An 18,385-nucleotide genomic window follows, 5' to 3' on the forward strand; every position below is an offset into this window, starting at 1 on the left:
CCCTCAATAGGATTAGTCAGCCAGCTTGGCGGCCCATTAGTCAGCCAGCTTGGCGGCCCAGTGGCCACTGGAGTGTATCGCGGCAACTGCGCGACGTCGCAAAGCAGAGCTTCACAGCAGAAGGCGGAGCGAAAGGAATCGCCGCAATAAAAGGAACAAGCGGGGATCCTGATGAGAACGACCAGAAGGCTCGAGGTATGCCAAGGTATAAATGAGGAACTGCCCAACCATGGATAAATGTCCGATAATGTACATTATGTCATTTTATCTGGGTGCCATTTCCCCCTAGTGCGCAATCGCGCGCAATGAATTCTTCGCCGCATCTCCATTGCCCGCGATTTGTCCCCCGCTAGCATTCTGTGCCCCTTAAGGGTGCGTAAAATCGGCATTATGACGATTCAGCATGTAGTAGATAAGCCTTCCCGCGCAGCCCTCTTTCTAGTTCTCGAAATCAAGGACGGCTGCGAGCAAGCCACCCGCGACATGCTCACGGGGTTCGCTGGACTGTTTAAGTCCGTAAACTTCCGTTATAACGACGGCGAGCTTTATACCGTAGTCGGCATTGGCGCCTCCATGTGGCCTCGTTTGACCAGCGCACCTATGCCCGAACACCTCAAGGAATTTGCAGCTATTGACGCCGCACATAAGGCACCGGCAACACCGGGCGATATTCTCTTGCACTTCCGTGCCAATAATTATGACCTGTGCCACGAAATGGCTCGCCAGGTGCTCAATCAGCTGGGAGATGCTGCAACGGTCATCGATGAGACCCAGGGGTTTAAATACCTTGACCAGCGCGACCTGCTTGGCTTTGTAGACGGCACCGCCAACCCCCTCGCCGAGGAAGCTTTGGATACCGTGTTGCTTGACGACGCCGCCGATTACCCCCGTGGCTCCTATGTCACCGTACAAAAATATATCCACGACCTCGACAAGTGGAACGAGCTGAGCACCGAAGAGCAAGAAAAGGTCATTGGCCGCACCAAGGCCGACGATATCGAGCTCGATGATGATATTAAGCCTTCCAATTCTCACGTTGCTCTCAACGACCTTGAGGAAGATATCTACCGCGAGAATATGGTCTTTGGTTCTTTTGCTGCTGGCGAGATGGGTACTTACTTCATCGGCTATGCAAAGGATCCAGAAAACGTCATGGAACGTTTGCGCAATATGTTCATCGGCAAGCCGGAGGGGAACTACGACCGCATTCTAGACTTCTCCACCGCTCTTACTGGCACCAACTTCTTTGTGCCCAGCGCGGACCTGATGAAAAACTACGACGAGCTACCGCCCGCCTAGCGGCGTCCCCCACGGTTGCGGTGGGCCAATCCAAATTGCACCGCATCAATCATTCCGAGTGTCATTAAGGCCTCGCGGAGGGCAAATTGGAAGGTCCACAGGCGGCGGAATACTGGGTCGAACCCAGCCGCCGCGGCCTCCCGCAGGTGCCCATCAAAAAAGGATCGTTGCTGACGCAAAGATTCTAGGTAGTGCGTCCCCACGTGTGTTTCCGATACGATGCGCAGGTTCGAGTTCTTATCGACGAGCTGGTGCAGCTCCGCGGTAAGCGGATAGTCCAGTGCGGGCCACACATATGCCCGCAAGGCCTGAATCGAGGCCTTTCCGGCGTCGGTCATTGCTTCGGTCGCCACAAGGGACTGAATTCCTGCCCGGCCATTAGGGGTTAAGAACCGGTCGACTGCGCGAATATACTCTTTACGCTCCTGTGGGCTAAGCTGTTCTATCTTTTCCACGGTGACGATTGCGTCATAGTGTCCGCGCCATTGCTTGGGATTTGGGACAACCCCGGGAATGCGTTCCACATGGATGGAATCATCTGCCCCCTCGAGCACGAGCGCCTCACGCATGTGACTTATCTGCTCTACATCGCTGGTCAATACGTCTACCGTTGCGCGCCGCTTGGTGGCGCGCATGGCAGGCTGCATTCCAGCGGCTGGGTACACCAATAGGTGGGTTCCGGCGCCGGTGCGAGTGACGTCGAGAAGCCAATCAGCGGCGCGACGCTGGGCATCGCCCAAATCATCTCTGTCCACACTCGTGGGCTCGCTTAGCGTCGTGACATCCACGAAGTGGCTTTTCGGTTCCTTGCGGCCGGCCTTGGGGCTATAGCTTTCTACTGTCTCCCTGATGGTCGTCGGCACACCGCTAGAAAAGATGCCACCCACATGGCTTAAACCATCACCGGAATAGAGCCGGACCAAATCCATCGGCAACTCCCCTGGCTCCGAATTGCCGGTGTCTAGCATCTTGGCCTTGGGAAGATATCCCACCCCCAGCAACCGCCCAAGCACTTTTACCAGCTGGGAGGACGAGCTGACGGACCACTCTCCTGCCATAAAGCTTTCTGCGAACCCCAGCCATCCACTAGCGGCGATTCGTTCAAACAAGGCATCGTGTCCGACCTTGAGATCTGGTCCGCCCTCTACTTCCAAGTCGAGTTCCAATCCGGCGTCATCGCAAGCCTTGGCAAATTCAGCCTCTGCACGGCGAGCCTTTAAACCAGGCCAACGAGGTGAAGGGACTGTAGCCACATTGGGCCAGGAATCTGCATCGATGGAGCTCAAATGCTCGGGGCGGATAAAACTCATAATGCCAGGTGCGCTCCTTGGTGGGCGGAGGAAGTCACTATCGGCAATTACCTTAGTCAGCTTGGCACGCACCTCGGCTTAGGCGCTCCGCACAGGCGCATTGGTTCCTGCCGCGAAAATAATAACGATGCGCGGAAGTTTATCAGTCAATGAGTATGCACGTTCTGTTAGAAGTGTTTACACTGAATGGGTACAAAACATTAGCTTTCTTGAGGAAGGTCGCAATAAATCCATGACTGATACCGCTTATCGTCCCAATGGTGGCCGTCACCACGTTGTCGTGGTTGGCGCTGGCTTCGGTGGTCTCAACACCGTCCAGAAGCTAAAGAACGCCGATGTAGAAATCACTCTCATCGATAAGAAGAACCACCACCTGTTCCAGCCGATGCTGTACCAGGTAGCAACAGGCATGATTTCCGCCGGTGAGGTGGCCCCGTCCACCCGCCAGCTGCTGCGCGATCAGGATAATGTTCACTTCGTTAACGCCGAGGTTACCGATATCAACCTGGCTGACCAGACCGTTACTGCCGAGCAGGATGAGTTCTCCCGCACTTACGCATATGATTCCCTGGTGGTTGCAGCAGGCTCCGGTCAGTCCTATTTTGGCAACGACCATTTTGCCGAGTTCGCCCCAGGCATGAAGACCTTGGACGATGCCCTCGAGCTGCGCTCTCGCATCATCTCCGCGTTTGAGAAGGCTGAGCTTACCGATGACCCAGCGGAGCGCGAGCGCCTGCTTACCTTCATCATCGTTGGTGCTGGCCCAACCGGCGTCGAGCTGACCGGCCAGATTGCCGAACTAGCAAACCGCACCCTCAACGATGTCTACTCCAACTACGGGACCACCTCCGCCAAGATCTACTTGCTTGACGGCGCCCCACAGGTACTGCCTCCATTTGGCAAGCGCTTGGGCCGCAAGGCACAGCGCACTTTGGAAAAGGAAGGCGTACAGGTTCACCTCAACGCCATGGTGACCGATGTGACCGCGGATACCGTCACTTATAAGGACATGAAGACCGAGGAAGAGACCACCCTGACGGGTGCTACCAAGATCTGGTCCGCCGGTGTGGCCGCTTCCCCACTGGGCAAGATGGTGGCCGAGCAGGCTGGCGTCGAGGCAGACCGCGCTGGTCGTGTCTCCGTGAACGAGGACCTGACCGTGGGCGAGCACAATAACGTCTACATGGTTGGTGACATGATCTCGCTCAACCGCCTGCCTGGCCTAGCCCAGGTTGCTATCCAGGGTGGCGCGCACGTCGCTAAGCTCATTCAGGCAAAGGTGGACGAGGAGTCTACCGCCAATGAGAAGGAAGCCTTTGATTACTTTGACAAGGGCTCCATGGCAATCGTCAAGCGCTTCAACGCCGTCGTCAAGCTAGGCAAGACCGAGTTTGGTGGCTTCGCTGGCTGGGTAGCATGGCTGGGCCTGCACCTGACTTATGTGATTGGCCTGCGCAGTCGCCTGGCAGTGCTGGTGAACTGGGCAACCAATATTCTTTCCCGCGACCGCGGCAACCTAGAAATCACCACTCAGCAGCGCATTGCGCGCAACATCATTAACAAGAACGAGAAGTAATTACTCCTCGACCACATCGCTGCCCTCCTGCCTCAATGCAGGGCAAGGGCGGCGATTTTCTATTTTCCTGTCGTTACTCATTGATAGCGATAGCACCACCCCAACTGGGCACTGGAGCGTCGATTTTCGCACATAGTTTCCGTGACCTTTGTTAGGCTGAGGATCGCAACATGGGGTGCCGCACACGGTGCGGCTGAGAAATACCCATCGAACCTGCACTCAGTTAGAACTAGCGAAGGGATAGTTGTGGAATATAGTTTTCTCCGCGCGCACGATGCCGTGCGCGAGTCCACACCACTTATTCAATGTTTGACCAATAAGGTCGTTTCCAACGTCACCGCCAACGCCCTCTTGGCCGTTGGCGCCAGCCCGGCGATGGTTGATACTCCGGAGGAATCCCGCGAGTTTGCACAGGTAGCCGGTGGTGTTCTCATCAACTGTGGCACGCCTAGCTCCGAACAATACGGCGGCATGCGCGAGGCCATCGCGGGTGCGAATGCCGCACAGACCCCCTGGGTACTCGATCCGGTAGGCGCCGGTGGTCTCCCCCAACGCACCAAGTTCATGCACGAGGTGCTGCCCCTTGGTCCGAGGGCAATCCGCGGTAATGCTTCTGAAATAATTGCACTCGCGGGTACCGGACAGGGCGGCCGCGGTGTCGAATCTACTGATGAAGTGGAAGCCGCGTTAGATTCCGCACTAGCGCTTTCCCGGGACACTGGCGCTGTAGTAGCCATTTCCGGCCCCCGCGATCTTATCGTCCACGCCGGTGAAACCACGCGCGCTGCCTATCTGCATTCCGGTCATCCGATGCTCCAAAACGTCATTGGTACTGGCTGTTCACTCGGTGCTATCTGCGCAGCATATTTGGCGGCGTGGGAGGATCCTTTCGAAGCAATCATCGCGGCCCACGCACACGTGGGAGCGGCAGGCAGCGTGGCAGCTGAAAAGCACCACGCGCCTGGTTCCTTTGCCGTTGCTTGGCTGGACGCGCTCTACGATGTCCCGACGGCGGACATCGAGGGACTAATCAAGCTCACAGACGTCGAAGGGGTTTAGATGGCAATCGACTGGTCGCTTTACCTTGTCACCGATCCAGATCTGGCAGGCGGGCGAGAAAACGTGGTTCGCATCGTGAAGGAAGCTGTACGCGGTGGGGTTAGCGTCGTCCAGCTGCGGGATAAGGAAGCTAGTGATGAGCAGATTGAACACACCGCCCGGGAACTGCTGGCCGTACTCGGCGATGTACCGCTTTTTATCAATGACCGCGTGGAGGTAGCAGCAAAGCTTGGCTGCCATCTACACATTGGTCAAGATGACATGGCCTTCCGGGAAGCCCGAAGGATGCTGTCCGATGAGCAACTTATCGGCTTGTCCATTGGCAATCACGCCGAACTTGCTGCTATTTCGGATGATACCCGCCCGGATGTCATCGGTATTGGCCCTGTGTATTCGACGAACACGAAGAAGAACGCCCCGGCGGGGATGGGGCCAGATGCAGCAGCGGCCCTCGCCCGCGCCGCACGGGAACGCGGCATAGATTCCGTCGCCATCGGCGGCATTAAAGACCATAACGCGCACGAGCTGGCGGGAAGCGACTTTGCCGGCATTTGCGTAGTCAGCGACATCATGGCGGCCAAGGATCCTGCAGCAGCAGCCGCCCGACTAAAGGAGGCTTTCCATGGCTAAGGGAATCTATCCCCGCGTTCTGTCCATCGCTGGTACTGATCCCACGGGCGGAGCGGGCATCCAGGCTGACCTAAAGTCCATTGCCGCTGCGGGCGGGTATGGCATGAACGTGGTGACAGCCTTGGTAGCCCAAAACACCCAGGGTGTCCGCAGCGTACATGTCCCACCAGTGGACTTTCTACAAGAACAGCTAGATGCGGTCATTGACGATGTGGAAATAGACGCGGTAAAGATTGGCATGCTTGCTGACGCCGCCATCACCGCCAAGGTCGCAGATTTCCTACGTCGCCTGCCGGACGATGTTCCCGTGGTCTTGGATCCGGTCATGGTGGCTACCAGCGGAGATAGGCTGCTGGAGCAGGAAGCCGAACAAGCCGTGCGAGATCTGTGTTCCCAGGTGGATATCATCACCCCAAACTTGAAGGAATTGGCTGTTCTCACCAACACCGAGGAGGCAGGCGACCTCGAGCAGGCCATCGCCACCGCTAAACTGTGGGCGAAGGAAGCTTCTACTGCAGTTGTGGTCAAGGGCGGTCACCTCGATTCCGATATCGCAGACAATGCGGTAGTGAATCCGGATGGGTCCGTTCACCGCGTCTCCTCGAGCCGGGTGGACACGAAGAATACGCACGGCACAGGTTGCTCCCTCTCCTCTGCTCTGGCTACCCGGCTTGGAGCCGGCGATAGCCACACCGCAGCGCTCACGTGGTCCACCCACTGGCTGCACGAAGCCATTGTTCACGCGGATGCGCTCCAGGTGGGCAAAGGGCACGGTCCCGTGGACCACCTGCACCGCTCGCAGCGCCTCATGCGGGCGGCCTCTACCCTGCCGCAGCCCTACCTGTCCGGCAGCTTGAAGGAACCAGAAAACGTCGAGCAGCCCCGCGTTCCTGCGGCCGGACCACACACGCAACGTCTGTGGAACTTGGCGGGAAATCACTGGGAGGCTATCAAGGCTCTGCCCTTTATTCGGGCATTGGGAACAGGCGCTTTGGATAAAGAAGCCTTTGGGTTCTATCTCGACCAAGATGCCCAGTACCTCAACGCCTACTCCAAGGCCTTGGCGCGCCTAGCCAGCCTAGCCCCTGCAGCGGCACAGCAACTGCACTGGGCCGAAGGAGCGCATGATTGCTTGGCGGTTGAGGCCGAGCTGCACCGCGGCTGGCTGCAAGAGGGCATCACTACCGCAGCTTCTAGGGTTACTAGCGCCTATACGGACTTCCTTATCCGTTCAACTCATACGGATGACTACGTGGTAGGCGCTGCGGCGGTATTGCCCTGCTACTGGCTTTATGCAGAGGTAGGCCTACACCTCGCAGATTTCGATTCCCCAGAACATCCCTATCACTCCTGGCTATCCATGTACGGCGGTGAAGACTTCCTCAACGGAGTCCGCGCCAGCCTCGACATTGTCGAGCAGGCTCTCAGCGGAGCGGATGAGCGCACTCGTACACGGGCCGAGCGCGCCTACATCACAGCGAGCCACCATGAGGTAGATTTCTTCGACCAAGCCGATAGGCGCTTTTAGGCCAGAAGGTCCGACCCCGGACGCGAAAGGACGGCGACGAGGAAGGTGGAATGCTCCGAGAATAGCTTCATGTCCCACGAGGAGAAGGTGAAGTCGACTCGGTAGCCCACCTTCTGCGCCATATCAAGAAAGTCGGAGAACTCCCAGCCCCGGCCCTCGCCGAAGCCGGTGACCAGGCGACCACCTGGTTTGAGAGAATTAAAGATATTGCGCAAAGCGGGCTCGCGGCCTTCTTTTGCTAGAAAGCCCATCACATTGCCGGCAGACACGGCGATATCAAAGGGGCCTTCCGGCACCTCTTCCTCGCACAGGTCTCCAACGAACCAGTGGCCGTCCGGAAAGTCGTGCTCTGCGTGCTCAATAAGAATGGGATCTACATCGACTCCCACGACGCTGTGCCCGCGGCGAAGCAATTCGCCACCGACTCGGCCAGTGCCGCAGCCTGCGTCGAGGATGGTGGAGTTGCGCTCGACCATGGCATCAATAAGCCGGGCCTCGCCATTGATGTCCTTGCCTTGTGCGGCAAGCAGCTTCCATTTGCGGGCAAAATTATGGGAGTGCTCGGGATTAGCTTCGGTTACTTCTTTCCACGTAGGCATAGATTCGATTATATTACCCGCCTTCGGTGTAAGATTTAGCCGCTGCATAAAATCGCCGTCGAATTTTTGCGAACTTGTCCGCACTACCGCGCAAAGGAGGCTGAAACGATGCCATCCGTACCTTCACCCTTTAGGGGCCGCAAGAAACCCGAGCCTCCAAGTAAGCCCACCTCCCTGCCGGTACCGCCGGAACGCGCGATTGAACACTGCCGCGTCTTTGTGGATGGCGAGGCGCTTCCCGGGGAGTATTCCACCAGCTCCGCGCTGGAAGCCATAGAGGAATACGGCCGCGGTTTTATTTGGGTGGGCCTCCATGAGCCCTACGAGTCCCAAATGACCAAAGTGGCCTCACAGTTTGGCATCCACGAACTCATCGTGGAAGACGCAGTTATGGCTCACCAGCGTCCCAAACTCGAACGCTACGATGACCAGCTCTTCGTCGTCGCCCGCTCCGTGAACTATCGCGACCACGATGAAGTAACGGATAAGCGCCAGATCATTTCCACCGGTGAGATCCAGATGATCATGGGCTCCAACTTCATCATTACCGTGCGCCACGGGGCAAAGCTTCCCAACTTGGCCTACACGGTGGAAGATGAGCAGGATCTGGTGGAGCTTGGCCCGGTGGCTATGGCCTGGAAGATCCTGGATATGATGGTGGACCGTTACTCGGAGATCTCTCGTCTCATCAGCATTGAGGTCGATGAGCTGGAAGAAGAAATCTTTACCCCTAACCTCAAGTTTGATGTAGACCGAATTTACATGTTCAAGCGCGAGGTGCTGGAGATGAAGCATGCCATCGACCCACTGTCGGTGGCGCTTAAATCCATGGTTTCTGATCACAAGGATCTGATTTCTAAGCAATTGCGCTCGTATCTGCGCGACGTCAACGACCACGAGCTCGTAGTCAAGGACCAGGTCTCCAGCTTCGATGAGCGCCTTACCTCGCTTATCGATGCCTCGGTGGCCAAGGTAACCATGCAACAAAACTCAGATATGCGCACCATTTCCGCAGTCGTTGGCATGTGGGCCGCACCCACCCTGGTGGCAGGTATCTACGGTATGAACTTCGACATCATGCCGGAGCTGCATTGGGCTTTGGGCTACCCCATGGCGATTGTCATCATGGTCTTGGTCGTTCTCGGGCTCTGGGCCTGGTTCCGAAAGAACCACTGGCTCTAATCCCTCCGGTACGCTCGTGCACTATGAGTGATATCACTGTTTACGGCGCTACCGGGCTGGTCGGCCAATTGGTGGCGCGCTACCTTGCCTCGATTAACGCGCCCTCTGTGACTCTGGCCGGCCGGAACCGACCGGTGCTAGCCGCGCTGCGCGATGAACTCAATCAGCACTGGGACATCGCCATCGCCGCCGCCGATGATGCCGACGATGTGGAGCACATGGTGGAACATACCAAGGTACTAATCACCGTGGTCGGACCCTACAGCCTTTATGGGGATAACGTCGTTGCCGCCTGCGCGCGCCATGGCGTAGATTATGTTGACCTGTGCGGTGAGGTTCCCTTTATTCGCCGCAGCATCGATTCCCACCATGCCGTGGCCGAATCTACAGGTGCGCGCATCGTTCATTCCTGCGGCTTCGATTCCGTGCCTTCAGATATCGGGATGCTCAACCTTTATAAGGCCGCAGCAAAGCCTTTTGCGCGGGTTGAAATGGTCGTAGACAAGCTGAAAGGCGGGATCTCGCCGGGCACCATCGAATCTTCCCTGCAGGTCTCGCTCGCTGCGCACGCCGATAAGGGAGTTGCCCGCAACCTGCATAATCCTTATTCCCTCGATCCAGATCCGAAGGCTGGTCCACGCTTGGAAGGACTCCAACGGGACTTTGAGGTCAAAGAGTTGGATGGCGTTGGCTGGGTGGGTCCATTTTTCATGTCCATGTTCAATACCCGCGTGGTGCGCCGCTCCAACGCTCTGCTTGGGCGGGCGTGGGGCAAGCGCTTGTTTTATAAGGAAGCATGGTTTGCGGGGGCCGGACTAGTCGGTCGCGCACGTGCCTATGGATTGGCACTCACTACCAAGCTGCTGTTTGATGGCACCCAATCACGCTTGCGCCCGGTGGTGGAAAAGGTCCTGCCCACGCCTGGGCTTGAGGGCGCGCATTTCCAAGTCAGCCACCACGGCGTGACTGAGGACGGCGAGCGCTGGCTTGCAACCGTCTCAGCGCAGGGGGACCCCGGCTACGAGGTTACCGCCATGATGCTGAGCCAGGCTGCACTCTGCCTACTCGAATCGCGCGCCGACTCTGACCGCATAGGAGGCGTACTTACCCCGGCCACCGGACTAGCTGAGCCGTATTTGGAACGGCTATCCTCCCAAGGGATGTCCTTTACTGCCGAGCGGGTGAGCTAACGCAAAATCATGGTGCGCAAAGTGGTGCGGGCAATGAGCTCCCCGCCCTGGCGCATCTCAACGCTCCACAGGTGGGTGCGCCCACCAAGCTGCACTGGTGTGGCCACAGCCTCCAGTTCCCCCTGTCCCGTAGAGCGGATAAAGTCGCTGGAATTATTCACTCCTACTGCGGGGGCGTCGGCAGCCACCACGCTCGCGATGGAGGCCACGGTTTCTGCAATGGAACAGTACAGCCCGCCATTGGCCACTCCCCAGGGCTGATGATGTTCGGGCTTAACCTGCAGTTTCGCGCGCGCCTCGCGCGGGCCTATATGGGTAAATTGCAGCCCTATCAATTCCGCAAGGCCGCCATTGAGGGCATTAAGTGACGCCAGTTCTTCTGCAGTGAGTACCCGCGTATGAGCGAGGTGAAGCAAGTCATTGAGTTTCTGCGTATCCGACATAGTCCACCAGCCTAGCCATTGATGACAGCACCGCATCCCAGTGACGTAGGATAGGCAGCATGACTGATAAGAATGAACTTGCTCAAATTGGCGTCGTGGGATTGGCGGTCATGGGATCTAATTTGGCCCGTAACTTTGCCCGCAACGGCAATACCGTAGCGGTCTACAACCGCAGCCCTGAAAAGACCCATGCGCTCATTGAGGCTCACGGTGAGGAAGGCAATTTCGTGCCTTCGGAGACCATCGAGGACTTCGTGGCTTCTTTGGAGCGCCCACGCAAGGCAATCATCATGGTTAAGGCTGGCAAGGCCACCGATGCGGTCATCGATCAGCTGGCTGAGGCCATGGATGAGGGCGATGTCATTATTGATGGCGGTAACGCGCTGTTCACGGACACCATTCGCCGCGAGAAGGACGTAGCCGCCCGCGGCAAGCACTTTGTGGGTGCTGGCATCTCTGGCGGCGAGGAGGGTGCGCTCAACGGCCCGGCCATCATGCCTGGTGGACCGAAGGAATCCTGGGAGACTCTTGGCCCGATTCTTGAGTCCATCGCCGCCAATGTTGATGGCACTCCATGCGTTACCCACATTGGTCCAGATGGCGCCGGCCACTTTGTAAAGATGGTCCACAATGGTATCGAATACGCCGATATGCAGGTCATCGGCGAGGCTTATCAGCTGCTGCGCTACGGCGCAGGCATGGAGCCGGCCGAGATCGCAGAGGTATTCCGCGAATGGAACTCGGGCGACCTTGACTCCTATCTCATTGAAATTACCGCTGAGGTTTTGGCCCAAAAGGATCCGGAGACTGGTGCCCCGCTTGTCGACGTCATCATGGACGCCGCCGGCCAAAAGGGCACCGGCCGCTGGACTGCCATCAACGGCTTGGAGCTCGGTGTTCCCATTACCGGCATCGCTGAATCGGTCTTCGCCCGCGCGCTTTCCTCCTCCACCGCTCAGCGCAGCGCTGCCCAAGAAGGCCAGCTGCCTGCCGGCACTATCAAGGAGCTGGACGTGGACAAATCCGAGTTTATTGAAGACGTGCGCCGCGCCCTTTATGCAGCCAAGCTCATTGCTTACTCCCAAGGCTTCGATGAGATCAAGGCTGGATCCGAGGAATTCGGATGGGATGTGGACCCTCGCGACCTAGCTACTATCTGGCGTGGCGGCTGCATCATCCGGGCCAAGTTCCTGGATCGCATCCGCGCAGCCTACGACAATAATGCAGACCTTCCTGCCCTCATCCTCGATCCTTACTTCAAGGGTGAGCTGGAAGACCTCATCGATCCGTGGCGCCGAGTAGTCGTTGCTGCCACTCAGCTGGGCCTACCGGCCCCAGTCTTTGCCTCTTCCCTCTCCTATTATGACAGCCTGCGCGCCGAGCGCCTTCCCGCCGCCCTGATTCAAGGCCAGCGCGATTTCTTCGGCGCGCACACCTTCAAGCGCACCGATAAGCCAGGTACCTTCCACATCGAGTGGTCTGGAGACCGCAGCTTGACCCAAACCGACTAGATTCGTATTGCTTTGATGGGGCCCTTCGGGGCCCTTTCCCATATTTAGCAGGCGCTTCCACACGAATGCGGCGATCCGCCTTACTGCCGATAGTATGGGTAAACAATGACTACCTTTGCCGATCTCGGCTTACCCCAGCGCCTAGTGCACGTATTGCGTGACCAAGGCATCACCGAACCATTTCCCATCCAAAGCGCCGCGATTCCCGACGTCCTCGCGGGCAAAGATGTACTCGGCCGCGGCCCTACCGGTTCCGGAAAGACCTTTACCTTCGGTTTACCCATGCTCGCGCGCCTTGCCGGAACGGGTGCTTCCAAGCCCGCTCATCCCCGTGCGCTCATTCTTGCGCCAACTCGGGAGTTGGCCACCCAGATTTACCAGCGTCTTGATGAACCTGCGGCAACGCTTGGCTTGAGAGTTCTCGCCGTGGTGGGTGGAGTAAATATCAATCACCATATCCGCTCGCTGGCACGTCCCGTCGATGTTCTCGTCGCCACCCCTGGCCGCGCCCAGGATCTCATAAACCAGGGAAAGCTGCATTTGGATGCGGTCCGCATCACCACCCTTGATGAGGCCGACCAAATGGCCGATATGGGCTTTTTACCCCAGGTACGCAAACTCTTGCGGTTGACCCCAGCAACAGGTCAGCGACTGCTGTTTTCGGCGACCCTCGACGGGGACGTCAATAAGCTGGTGGAGCAATTCCTCCACGATCCTATTGTCCACTCCACCGCTCCGGTTCAAGCTGCTGTGGACTCCATGTCCCATCATCTCTTTTTCGTCGGTGACCGTCCGGCGCGGAATGAAGTAGCCTTGCGAATTGCTGCTCGCCAGGGCAAAACCATCATGTTCATGCGTACGAAACACGGGGTGGATAGGCAAGTCAAAAAGCTGCGCCGTGCTGGCATCAATGCTTATCCGCTACATGGAGATAAGGGGCAAGGCGCGCGCACCCGCGCCATCGAGGGCTTTAGCGATGGCAGCGTACCCGTGCTGGTTGCCACCGATATTGCCGCGCGCGGTATCGATGTTGCGGATGTTTCCCTCGTCGTTCATATCGATCCACCCGCAGAACACAAGGCATATCTCCATCGCGCTGGGCGCACGGCACGTGGCGGCGCGGCGGGGACCGTCGTTACTTTGGTCATGGATGAACAACGCGAGGAAGTATCCGCGCTTATTAGCAAAGCAGGGGTCACAGCTACTGAGCACGATATTTCTAGCCGCGATAATCCCGCAGGTGCACCTGTGCTCAAGGAGGTAACGGGTGCTCGCAAACCGAATGGTCCCGCCCTTCCCCCGCCTGGGCAGGCCACGCCCCAGAACCAAGCGAAGCCCGCAAAGAAGAGATCCCCATCTCAACGCCGCCGCCCAGGTAGTAGAAACACCCGCCGCCGCGGCCGCTAAGACAAGGAGGAATGCCCTCGTGCACACTTTGAGCCCGGATGATTGGCAAGCTCAGCTGCAACAACACGAAAAGCAAGCCACCGACCGCTTAGAGCGTTTCCGCCACCCTGGCAGCTACCACCCTGTATTCGATTTTCTCTTTGAGTACTACCCCGTCCGGCCTTCCCACTTGAAGCGTTGGCACCCGGGTGTAGGAATAGCGCTAGAAGGCACTCCCCCACACACCGAATGGCGCGACTACCACGCCACCCCAGACGGCGTAACCGTCGATGTGGCTGGCTTTCTACAACGCCGCGGTAGCTCGGTTCGTTATATCTCGAATCTTCTTCGCCACTCTGCAAGCAACCCCGCCCACTTTGACTGCTTTGGCCTGCACGAATGGGCGATGGTTTACCACACAGACACCCCGCGCCATTCGCTTCCTTTGCGCCTAGGTGCAGAAGGCACAAACCGAGTTGTGGATGAACACTCAATTAAGTGTTCCCACTACGATGCCTTCCGTTTCTTTACTCCACCAGCTCGTCCGCTTAACCTCACCGTGCTGCACCGCGAAGACCAGCCCGCAAATGACCAAGCGGGCTGCGTACACGTCACGATGGATCTTTATAAATGGGCGTGGAAGCTGGGCCCTCTGGTTCCTGGCAAGCTATTCCTTGAGTGCCTGGATCTGGCGATTAAAGCACGCATCCTAGACATGGAGGCCTCTCCTTATGACTGCCGTGACTGGGGTCTCGGAGTAGTGCCCATCGAAACCCCTGAAGGCAAAGCCGAATATGTCTCTCGGCAGCGTTCCCTGGCGCAGAAGGCCGAACCGCTGCGAGCCAGGCTTGTCGCTGTGATAGATCAGTCACTCGCCCCGCTACAATAAGCCACTAACAACGGCAGTTTGCTTGGGAGGAACACACCACATGGCACGGCATTCAAATGGGAAAAATACCTTCGCAGTAGCGGGATGGGTTATTGCAGTGACTGTCATCGCGCTTCTGGCCATCATCGCCTTGGTGGCCTTCCTCTTGCGAGGTATGGACAACGCCGATGAGAATGATGCCGCTGCTCCCGCAGCTGTTGAAAGCAGCAGCGAGGCTACAACGGAGATGACCACGAAAGCGACCTCCAGTGTCCCCACTTCCGGCGCGCCTACCAGTTCTTCCTCCCCACTGAGCTCCGCCCCAGCTCCTAGTACCGCAGCACAACCCAAGCCCGATCTAACGATGGCTGCAAATACCCTACTTCTTTTGGATACTTCCTCCTCAATGGCTCCCATCTACGGTCCTGTCTCCCAGGCCTTGGGCACCACCGCGTCTGACCTAGCTGCTGACGGCGGGGCTGTGTCCTTGTGGAATTATTCTTCACCTATCTCTGAGACGGCAACGGTTGGCTACCGCCAGAACTTGGGCTTTGGTGATGGCAATGCCGTATCCGGCACGCTCGGCGGCTTTGGTACTGGCGGTGTTCCACAAACGCGCAGCGCTGTTGTAGCGGCTGTAGCTAACGCTGCCGACCAAGCTGCAGGTAGCGGCGACAAGGCGCGGGTGCTCGTGGTGACTACAGGTACCGAGCAAGACATGGATGATGCTCAATTTACGGCTGCACTTAAGGACGCTGCTTCGAAGGACGTTTCCCTCAGTGTCGTGCACGTAGGTGAAGGAAACGTGGATGCGGCGCTAAAGTCCGCAGCCGATAGCTTCACCACCGTTGACTCAGCGGACGGAGCCAAGCTTACTGGCGCTATTTCTAAGGCCGCAGGCGTTTAATACCCAACTGCCATTTCCCTCGGCACCGGACAATTATGTTCGGTGCCTTTACTTCTATCTCCATAAAGGTACCGACAGCTAGGTACAGGTGGCACTTCAATAATCGAGCCCGTGTTAAAAGCCGGATCGAAGCGCCTTGGGCTAGGGCCCGGCGACGCGCAGAGATACAAGGTTCCGAGGGGTCACTTAACGTAGGCTGCTTGTTGTTTAGAGATCAAAAATCCACCCTATTTCCCCGTGAGCCGGGAAATAGGGTGGATTCTTATGTTCGAAGCCTAGGAGCTCTTGCGCTTGCGACGGGCAGCAAGCTCGTCGAGCCCGACGACGTTGTCCTCGGCGAAGTCTTCGATGCGTTCCGAAGGGAAAGAAGAAATGGTGCCGGACAGTTCCTTCAAAATACCAGGAACTGCAATACCAAAGACGCCCTGGCCACCGGCAAGCAAGTCAATTACCTCATCGTTAGAACGACACTCATACACGGTGGTGCCATCTGATACGAGAGTGAGCTCTGCCAAATCATTGACACCACGATCCCGCAGAGACTCAACGGCCAAACGGATATTTTGCAGGGAAATGCCGGTATCTAGCAGGCGCTTAACAATCTTGAGTACCAATACATCCTTGAAGGAATACAGGCGCTGGGAACCAGAACCACGTGCCGTTCGAATGGACGGATTGACCAAGTTGGTGCGTGCCCAATAGTCAAGCTGGCGATAAGTAATGCCGGCAACCTGGCAGGCAATAGGCACGCGGTAGCCCACTTCCTCATCAGGTCCGACATCAAAAAGTGATTCCTGTACGTAGGTGGATTCGGACTGGGAGTCCTCGATAATGCTCACGTAATTACTCCAATGGGGTTTGTTGGAAGTTCTAAAGATCAATTAAAAGCCAAGCGCATGCACCCGTCAAGCGCTGCCTGCTCAACTTTCAAGTACAACTTTAGACTTCTAAAACCACATTGTCACCATTAGTCACACGCGTGTCATTAACTTTTTTCTTCATCATCCCCCGAAAGGAAATCCTTTTCTTCCATTCCCAAAGATCTCATCATGGCCTCGAAATCCGCATCTGCCTGCGCATTCCCTGATGCCGATGTGGAAGACTCCGCGTTTTCGCTGCCATTTTCCGAATCATCTTGAGAAGGGGTAGAAATCTCCAAGTCGAAGTATTCTTTCAGATCCGCATCACTGGCATAAACGGATACCTGCGCGAGGAGCTCCGCCTCGGCGGAAATGGGGACGTTGAAAAATTCAGATACAGCTAGCGCATCGCTAACCCGAGCATCATAAGCCTCGCCGTTCGCAGCCTTAATGTCTACCATGAACGTTCCCTGGTGGTAGTTGGCAACGTCAATGGATTCCACCCCACCGGTTGCTTCAAGGATTTCGCAGATCAGGTCGTGTGAGTTGGGGCGGTTTGGCTGGTGTCCGTCCAAAGCTGCGGCCAATTGCATGCCTTCAATGGGAGAAATCCACACGGGGATCAAGCGGTTTTCCTCTGGCCAGCGCAACAATGCGCAGACATCATCTTCAGGACCGACTTGGTGGATTCCGTGGAACTCTAGGGTTACATCACTCATGACTACCACTCTCCCACAAAGACGGGAACGGTGGCGTATTAAGCCTGGTATTCGTCACGCAGGTCTGATTTCACCAGTGTCGCATGCAAAGAGACCACGAGCGCGGTCATCTGCTGGGAGATTTCTTCCGCCTTCTGGTGTGCAGTATCAGAGTTTGAGTGTGCCACTGGAGCCGCGGCCTGGGAAATCAGGTCAGCCTGCCGGCGCGCGTTATTGCGCAGGGACTTAAGTTCACGGGCACCGAAACCAAAAGCCTTGAGGGCCACGGCGGCTGAGACAATAGCCACGTCATCGGTATTGAAAAACCCAGCAGCATCTGGGCGAATGAGGCCGTACTTCACTAAGGATGCGACGTCATCTTCACTGGACCCCGCCTGCGTGGCTACCTCTACATCAGTCAAGCGCGTGACGACAGGGGCCTTAAACTGCTGTGGGGACAAGAGGGTTTCGGCATGGCCCGCAGAAACAATGGCGGTGACCTGACCGGAATCCATAGCCTCTAGCTGCTCACGGATAACCTTTAGCGGCGTATAGTTATCGCGCTGAGTAGTAAGAATATAACGCAGCCGGTCCACATCTTCTTGGGTGAAGCGGCGATAGCCGGAGGCGGTGCGCTGCGGACTAATGAGGCCCTCAGATTCAAGGAAGCGAATCTTGGACACCGTGACGTCTGGGAATTGCTGATTCAGCGTCTCCAAAACCACGCCAATGGACATGGTCTTAGCCTTTTTAGCTTTAGGGCTGGTACGGCGTACTGCTGCTGCCGAAGAATCTGCTGCGCTCACTGTGTCTATCTCTTAGGGGTCCTGAAAAGTTCTTATCGTGCCATACGTAGACTACACCGCCCTTCCTAGAAAGGAAGCGCGGCTGGTCTACGAAAGAATTAGCTCTGGTTAGCGATGAAAACCAGACGGAACTTGCCAATCTGGATTTCGTCTCCTACCTCGAGCACCTGGGAGTTGCGTGGCTCGCGGTTCACGTAGGTTCCGTTGAGGGATCCAACGTCAACTACCTCAAACTTGTCATCATCATTCTTGCGGAATTCCGCGTGGCGGCGGGATACCGTAACGTCATCGAGGAAGATGTCCGCCTCGGGATGGCGGCCAGCGGTGGTAGTCGCCTGGTCCAACAAGAAGCGGGCACCCGCATTCGGGCCGCGCTTGACCACCAAGAGTGCCTGGCCCTCTGCCAGGTTATCGGTACCGGCAACGGCAGTCTCGTTGCCATTCGCGCCGTTTTCCATCTCCTTGAGCAGGTCTGCGCGGAATACAGATGTGGTCTCTACCTGTGGTTCCGGGGTTCCGGTGTTCTCGCTCAT

The 18,385-nt window shown here is 57.1% G+C and carries 18 protein-coding genes and 1 riboswitch; of the genes, 11 read left to right on the forward strand and 7 right to left on the reverse strand.

The annotated features are described in order from the left end of the window. Positions 1 to 390: 390 nt before the first annotated feature. The gene (locus tag ACLI1L_RS06695) at positions 391 to 1,299 is read left to right on the forward strand and encodes a Dyp-type peroxidase (RefSeq protein WP_411707182.1); all 909 of its coding nucleotides are present in this window, start codon (positions 391 to 393) and stop codon (positions 1,297 to 1,299) included. Here the strand turns inward: ACLI1L_RS06695 and ACLI1L_RS06700 are convergent. Then, positions 1,296 to 2,609, reverse strand: coding sequence for an SAM-dependent methyltransferase (locus ACLI1L_RS06700; RefSeq protein WP_411707183.1), 1,314 nt, complete (start codon positions 2,607 to 2,609; stop codon positions 1,296 to 1,298). The two genes, ACLI1L_RS06695 and ACLI1L_RS06700, sit on opposite strands and share 4 nt — an antisense overlap. Before the next feature lie 232 nt (positions 2,610 to 2,841). Here ACLI1L_RS06700 and ACLI1L_RS06705 point away from each other — a divergent pair, with 232 nt between their 5' ends. From ACLI1L_RS06705 to ACLI1L_RS06720, 4 genes are all read left to right on the forward strand, one after another. Continuing rightward, positions 2,842 to 4,185, forward strand: coding sequence for an NAD(P)/FAD-dependent oxidoreductase (locus ACLI1L_RS06705; protein WP_023021572.1), 1,344 nt, complete (start codon positions 2,842 to 2,844; stop codon positions 4,183 to 4,185). 161 nt (positions 4,186 to 4,346) lie between these two features. Then, positions 4,347 to 4,444, forward strand: a riboswitch (TPP riboswitch). After that, a complete protein-coding gene (gene thiM, locus ACLI1L_RS06710; protein WP_086587693.1) occupies positions 4,432 to 5,244 on the forward strand; it encodes a hydroxyethylthiazole kinase in 813 nt (270 codons plus the stop codon). (Overlaps the previous riboswitch by 13 nt.) Further along, positions 5,245 to 5,874 (forward strand): thiamine phosphate synthase, encoded by a 630-nt coding sequence (gene thiE / locus ACLI1L_RS06715; protein ID WP_086587694.1) that lies wholly within the window; start codon positions 5,245 to 5,247, stop codon positions 5,872 to 5,874. Further along, positions 5,867 to 7,402 (forward strand): bifunctional hydroxymethylpyrimidine kinase/phosphomethylpyrimidine kinase, encoded by a 1,536-nt coding sequence (locus tag ACLI1L_RS06720; RefSeq protein ID WP_086587695.1) that lies wholly within the window; start codon positions 5,867 to 5,869, stop codon positions 7,400 to 7,402. The genes thiE and ACLI1L_RS06720 overlap by 8 nt, the downstream gene beginning before the upstream one ends. On the opposite strand, the gene ACLI1L_RS06725 is transcribed toward ACLI1L_RS06720, so the two are convergent. Then, positions 7,399 to 8,001 carry a class I SAM-dependent methyltransferase gene (locus ACLI1L_RS06725; protein ID WP_034655351.1) on the reverse strand — a complete coding sequence of 201 codons (603 nt, stop codon included), beginning with the start codon at positions 7,999 to 8,001 and terminating at the stop codon, positions 7,399 to 7,401. The two genes, ACLI1L_RS06720 and ACLI1L_RS06725, sit on opposite strands and share 4 nt — an antisense overlap. 108 nt (positions 8,002 to 8,109) lie before the next feature. Between ACLI1L_RS06725 and ACLI1L_RS06730 the strand changes: the two genes are divergently transcribed. Both ACLI1L_RS06730 and ACLI1L_RS06735 read left to right on the forward strand, forming a co-directional pair. After that, the gene (locus tag ACLI1L_RS06730; protein ID WP_086587696.1) at positions 8,110 to 9,183 is read left to right on the forward strand and encodes a magnesium and cobalt transport protein CorA; all 1,074 of its coding nucleotides are present in this window, start codon (positions 8,110 to 8,112) and stop codon (positions 9,181 to 9,183) included. Between the two features lie 23 nt (positions 9,184 to 9,206). Continuing rightward, positions 9,207 to 10,373 carry a saccharopine dehydrogenase family protein gene (locus ACLI1L_RS06735; RefSeq protein ID WP_411707184.1) on the forward strand — a complete coding sequence of 389 codons (1,167 nt, stop codon included), beginning with the start codon at positions 9,207 to 9,209 and terminating at the stop codon, positions 10,371 to 10,373. Here ACLI1L_RS06735 and ACLI1L_RS06740 read toward each other — a convergent pair. Then, positions 10,370 to 10,816 (reverse strand): PaaI family thioesterase, encoded by a 447-nt coding sequence (locus tag ACLI1L_RS06740; RefSeq protein WP_023021579.1) that lies wholly within the window; start codon positions 10,814 to 10,816, stop codon positions 10,370 to 10,372. The genes ACLI1L_RS06735 and ACLI1L_RS06740 overlap by 4 nt on opposite strands. 59 nt (positions 10,817 to 10,875) lie before the next feature. Between ACLI1L_RS06740 and gndA the strand changes: the two genes are divergently transcribed. From gndA to ACLI1L_RS06760, 4 genes are all read left to right on the forward strand, one after another. Next, positions 10,876 to 12,327 (forward strand): NADP-dependent phosphogluconate dehydrogenase, encoded by a 1,452-nt coding sequence (gene gndA / locus ACLI1L_RS06745; RefSeq protein WP_394286566.1) that lies wholly within the window; start codon positions 10,876 to 10,878, stop codon positions 12,325 to 12,327. Between the two features lie 105 nt (positions 12,328 to 12,432). After that, on the forward strand, positions 12,433 to 13,734 hold the full coding sequence (locus ACLI1L_RS06750; protein ID WP_411707185.1) for a DEAD/DEAH box helicase: 1,302 nt from the start codon (positions 12,433 to 12,435) through the stop codon (positions 13,732 to 13,734). A gap of 19 nt (positions 13,735 to 13,753) precedes the next feature. Then, complete coding sequence (locus tag ACLI1L_RS06755) at positions 13,754 to 14,602, forward strand: 3-methyladenine DNA glycosylase (protein WP_411707186.1); 849 nt, start codon at positions 13,754 to 13,756, stop codon at positions 14,600 to 14,602. Between the two features lie 40 nt (positions 14,603 to 14,642). Then, on the forward strand, positions 14,643 to 15,488 hold the full coding sequence (locus ACLI1L_RS06760; protein WP_411707187.1) for a hypothetical protein: 846 nt from the start codon (positions 14,643 to 14,645) through the stop codon (positions 15,486 to 15,488). Positions 15,489 to 15,763: 275 nt separating this feature from the next. On the opposite strand, the gene ACLI1L_RS06765 is transcribed toward ACLI1L_RS06760, so the two are convergent. The 4 genes from ACLI1L_RS06765 to odhI all read right to left on the reverse strand — a co-directional run bounded on the left by ACLI1L_RS06765 (position 15,764) and on the right by odhI (position 18,385). Next, positions 15,764 to 16,327 carry a MerR family transcriptional regulator gene (locus ACLI1L_RS06765; RefSeq protein WP_023021584.1) on the reverse strand — a complete coding sequence of 188 codons (564 nt, stop codon included), beginning with the start codon at positions 16,325 to 16,327 and terminating at the stop codon, positions 15,764 to 15,766. A 146-nt stretch (positions 16,328 to 16,473) separates the two neighbouring features. Next, positions 16,474 to 17,067, reverse strand: a complete 594-nt coding sequence (locus ACLI1L_RS06770) for a bifunctional nuclease family protein (RefSeq protein WP_411707188.1) — start codon at positions 17,065 to 17,067, stop codon at positions 16,474 to 16,476. 38 nt (positions 17,068 to 17,105) lie between these two features. After that, complete coding sequence (locus ACLI1L_RS06775) at positions 17,106 to 17,852, reverse strand: MerR family transcriptional regulator (protein WP_034655346.1); 747 nt, start codon at positions 17,850 to 17,852, stop codon at positions 17,106 to 17,108. Between the two features lie 98 nt (positions 17,853 to 17,950). Next, positions 17,951 to 18,385, reverse strand: a complete 435-nt coding sequence (gene odhI / locus ACLI1L_RS06780) for an oxoglutarate dehydrogenase inhibitor Odhl (RefSeq protein WP_023021587.1) — start codon at positions 18,383 to 18,385, stop codon at positions 17,951 to 17,953.

Origin of the sequence: Corynebacterium sp. LaCa117, assembly GCF_046717765.1 — a bacterium.
GTDB lineage: Bacteria > Actinomycetota > Actinomycetes > Mycobacteriales > Mycobacteriaceae > Corynebacterium > Corynebacterium kefirresidentii.

Excerpts from the sequence above, each read along its gene's own strand:
- ACLI1L_RS06695 (WP_411707182.1), top strand. The coding sequence starts at position 391 with ATGACGATTCAGCATGTAGTAGATAAGCCTTCCCGCGCAGCCCTCTTT.
- ACLI1L_RS06720 (WP_086587695.1), top strand. The coding sequence starts at position 5,867 with ATGGCTAAGGGAATCTATCCCCGCGTTCTGTCCATCGCTGGTACTGAT.
- ACLI1L_RS06725 (WP_034655351.1), bottom strand. The coding sequence starts at position 8,001 with ATGCCTACGTGGAAAGAAGTAACCGAAGCTAATCCCGAGCACTCCCAT.
- ACLI1L_RS06770 (WP_411707188.1), bottom strand. The coding sequence starts at position 17,067 with ATGAGTGATGTAACCCTAGAGTTCCACGGAATCCACCAAGTCGGTCCT.
- thiE (WP_086587694.1), top strand. The coding sequence starts at position 5,245 with ATGGCAATCGACTGGTCGCTTTACCTTGTCACCGATCCAGATCTGGCA.
- ACLI1L_RS06740 (WP_023021579.1), bottom strand. The coding sequence starts at position 10,816 with ATGTCGGATACGCAGAAACTCAATGACTTGCTTCACCTCGCTCATACG.
- ACLI1L_RS06705 (WP_023021572.1), top strand. The coding sequence starts at position 2,842 with ATGACTGATACCGCTTATCGTCCCAATGGTGGCCGTCACCACGTTGTC.
- ACLI1L_RS06730 (WP_086587696.1), top strand. The coding sequence starts at position 8,110 with ATGCCATCCGTACCTTCACCCTTTAGGGGCCGCAAGAAACCCGAGCCT.
- ACLI1L_RS06700 (WP_411707183.1), bottom strand. The coding sequence starts at position 2,609 with ATGAGTTTTATCCGCCCCGAGCATTTGAGCTCCATCGATGCAGATTCC.
- ACLI1L_RS06760 (WP_411707187.1), top strand. The coding sequence starts at position 14,643 with ATGGCACGGCATTCAAATGGGAAAAATACCTTCGCAGTAGCGGGATGG.
- ACLI1L_RS06735 (WP_411707184.1), top strand. The coding sequence starts at position 9,207 with ATGAGTGATATCACTGTTTACGGCGCTACCGGGCTGGTCGGCCAATTG.
- gndA (WP_394286566.1), top strand. The coding sequence starts at position 10,876 with ATGACTGATAAGAATGAACTTGCTCAAATTGGCGTCGTGGGATTGGCG.
- odhI (WP_023021587.1), bottom strand. The coding sequence starts at position 18,385 with ATGAGCGAGAACACCGGAACCCCGGAACCACAGGTAGAGACCACATCT.
- ACLI1L_RS06750 (WP_411707185.1), top strand. The coding sequence starts at position 12,433 with ATGACTACCTTTGCCGATCTCGGCTTACCCCAGCGCCTAGTGCACGTA.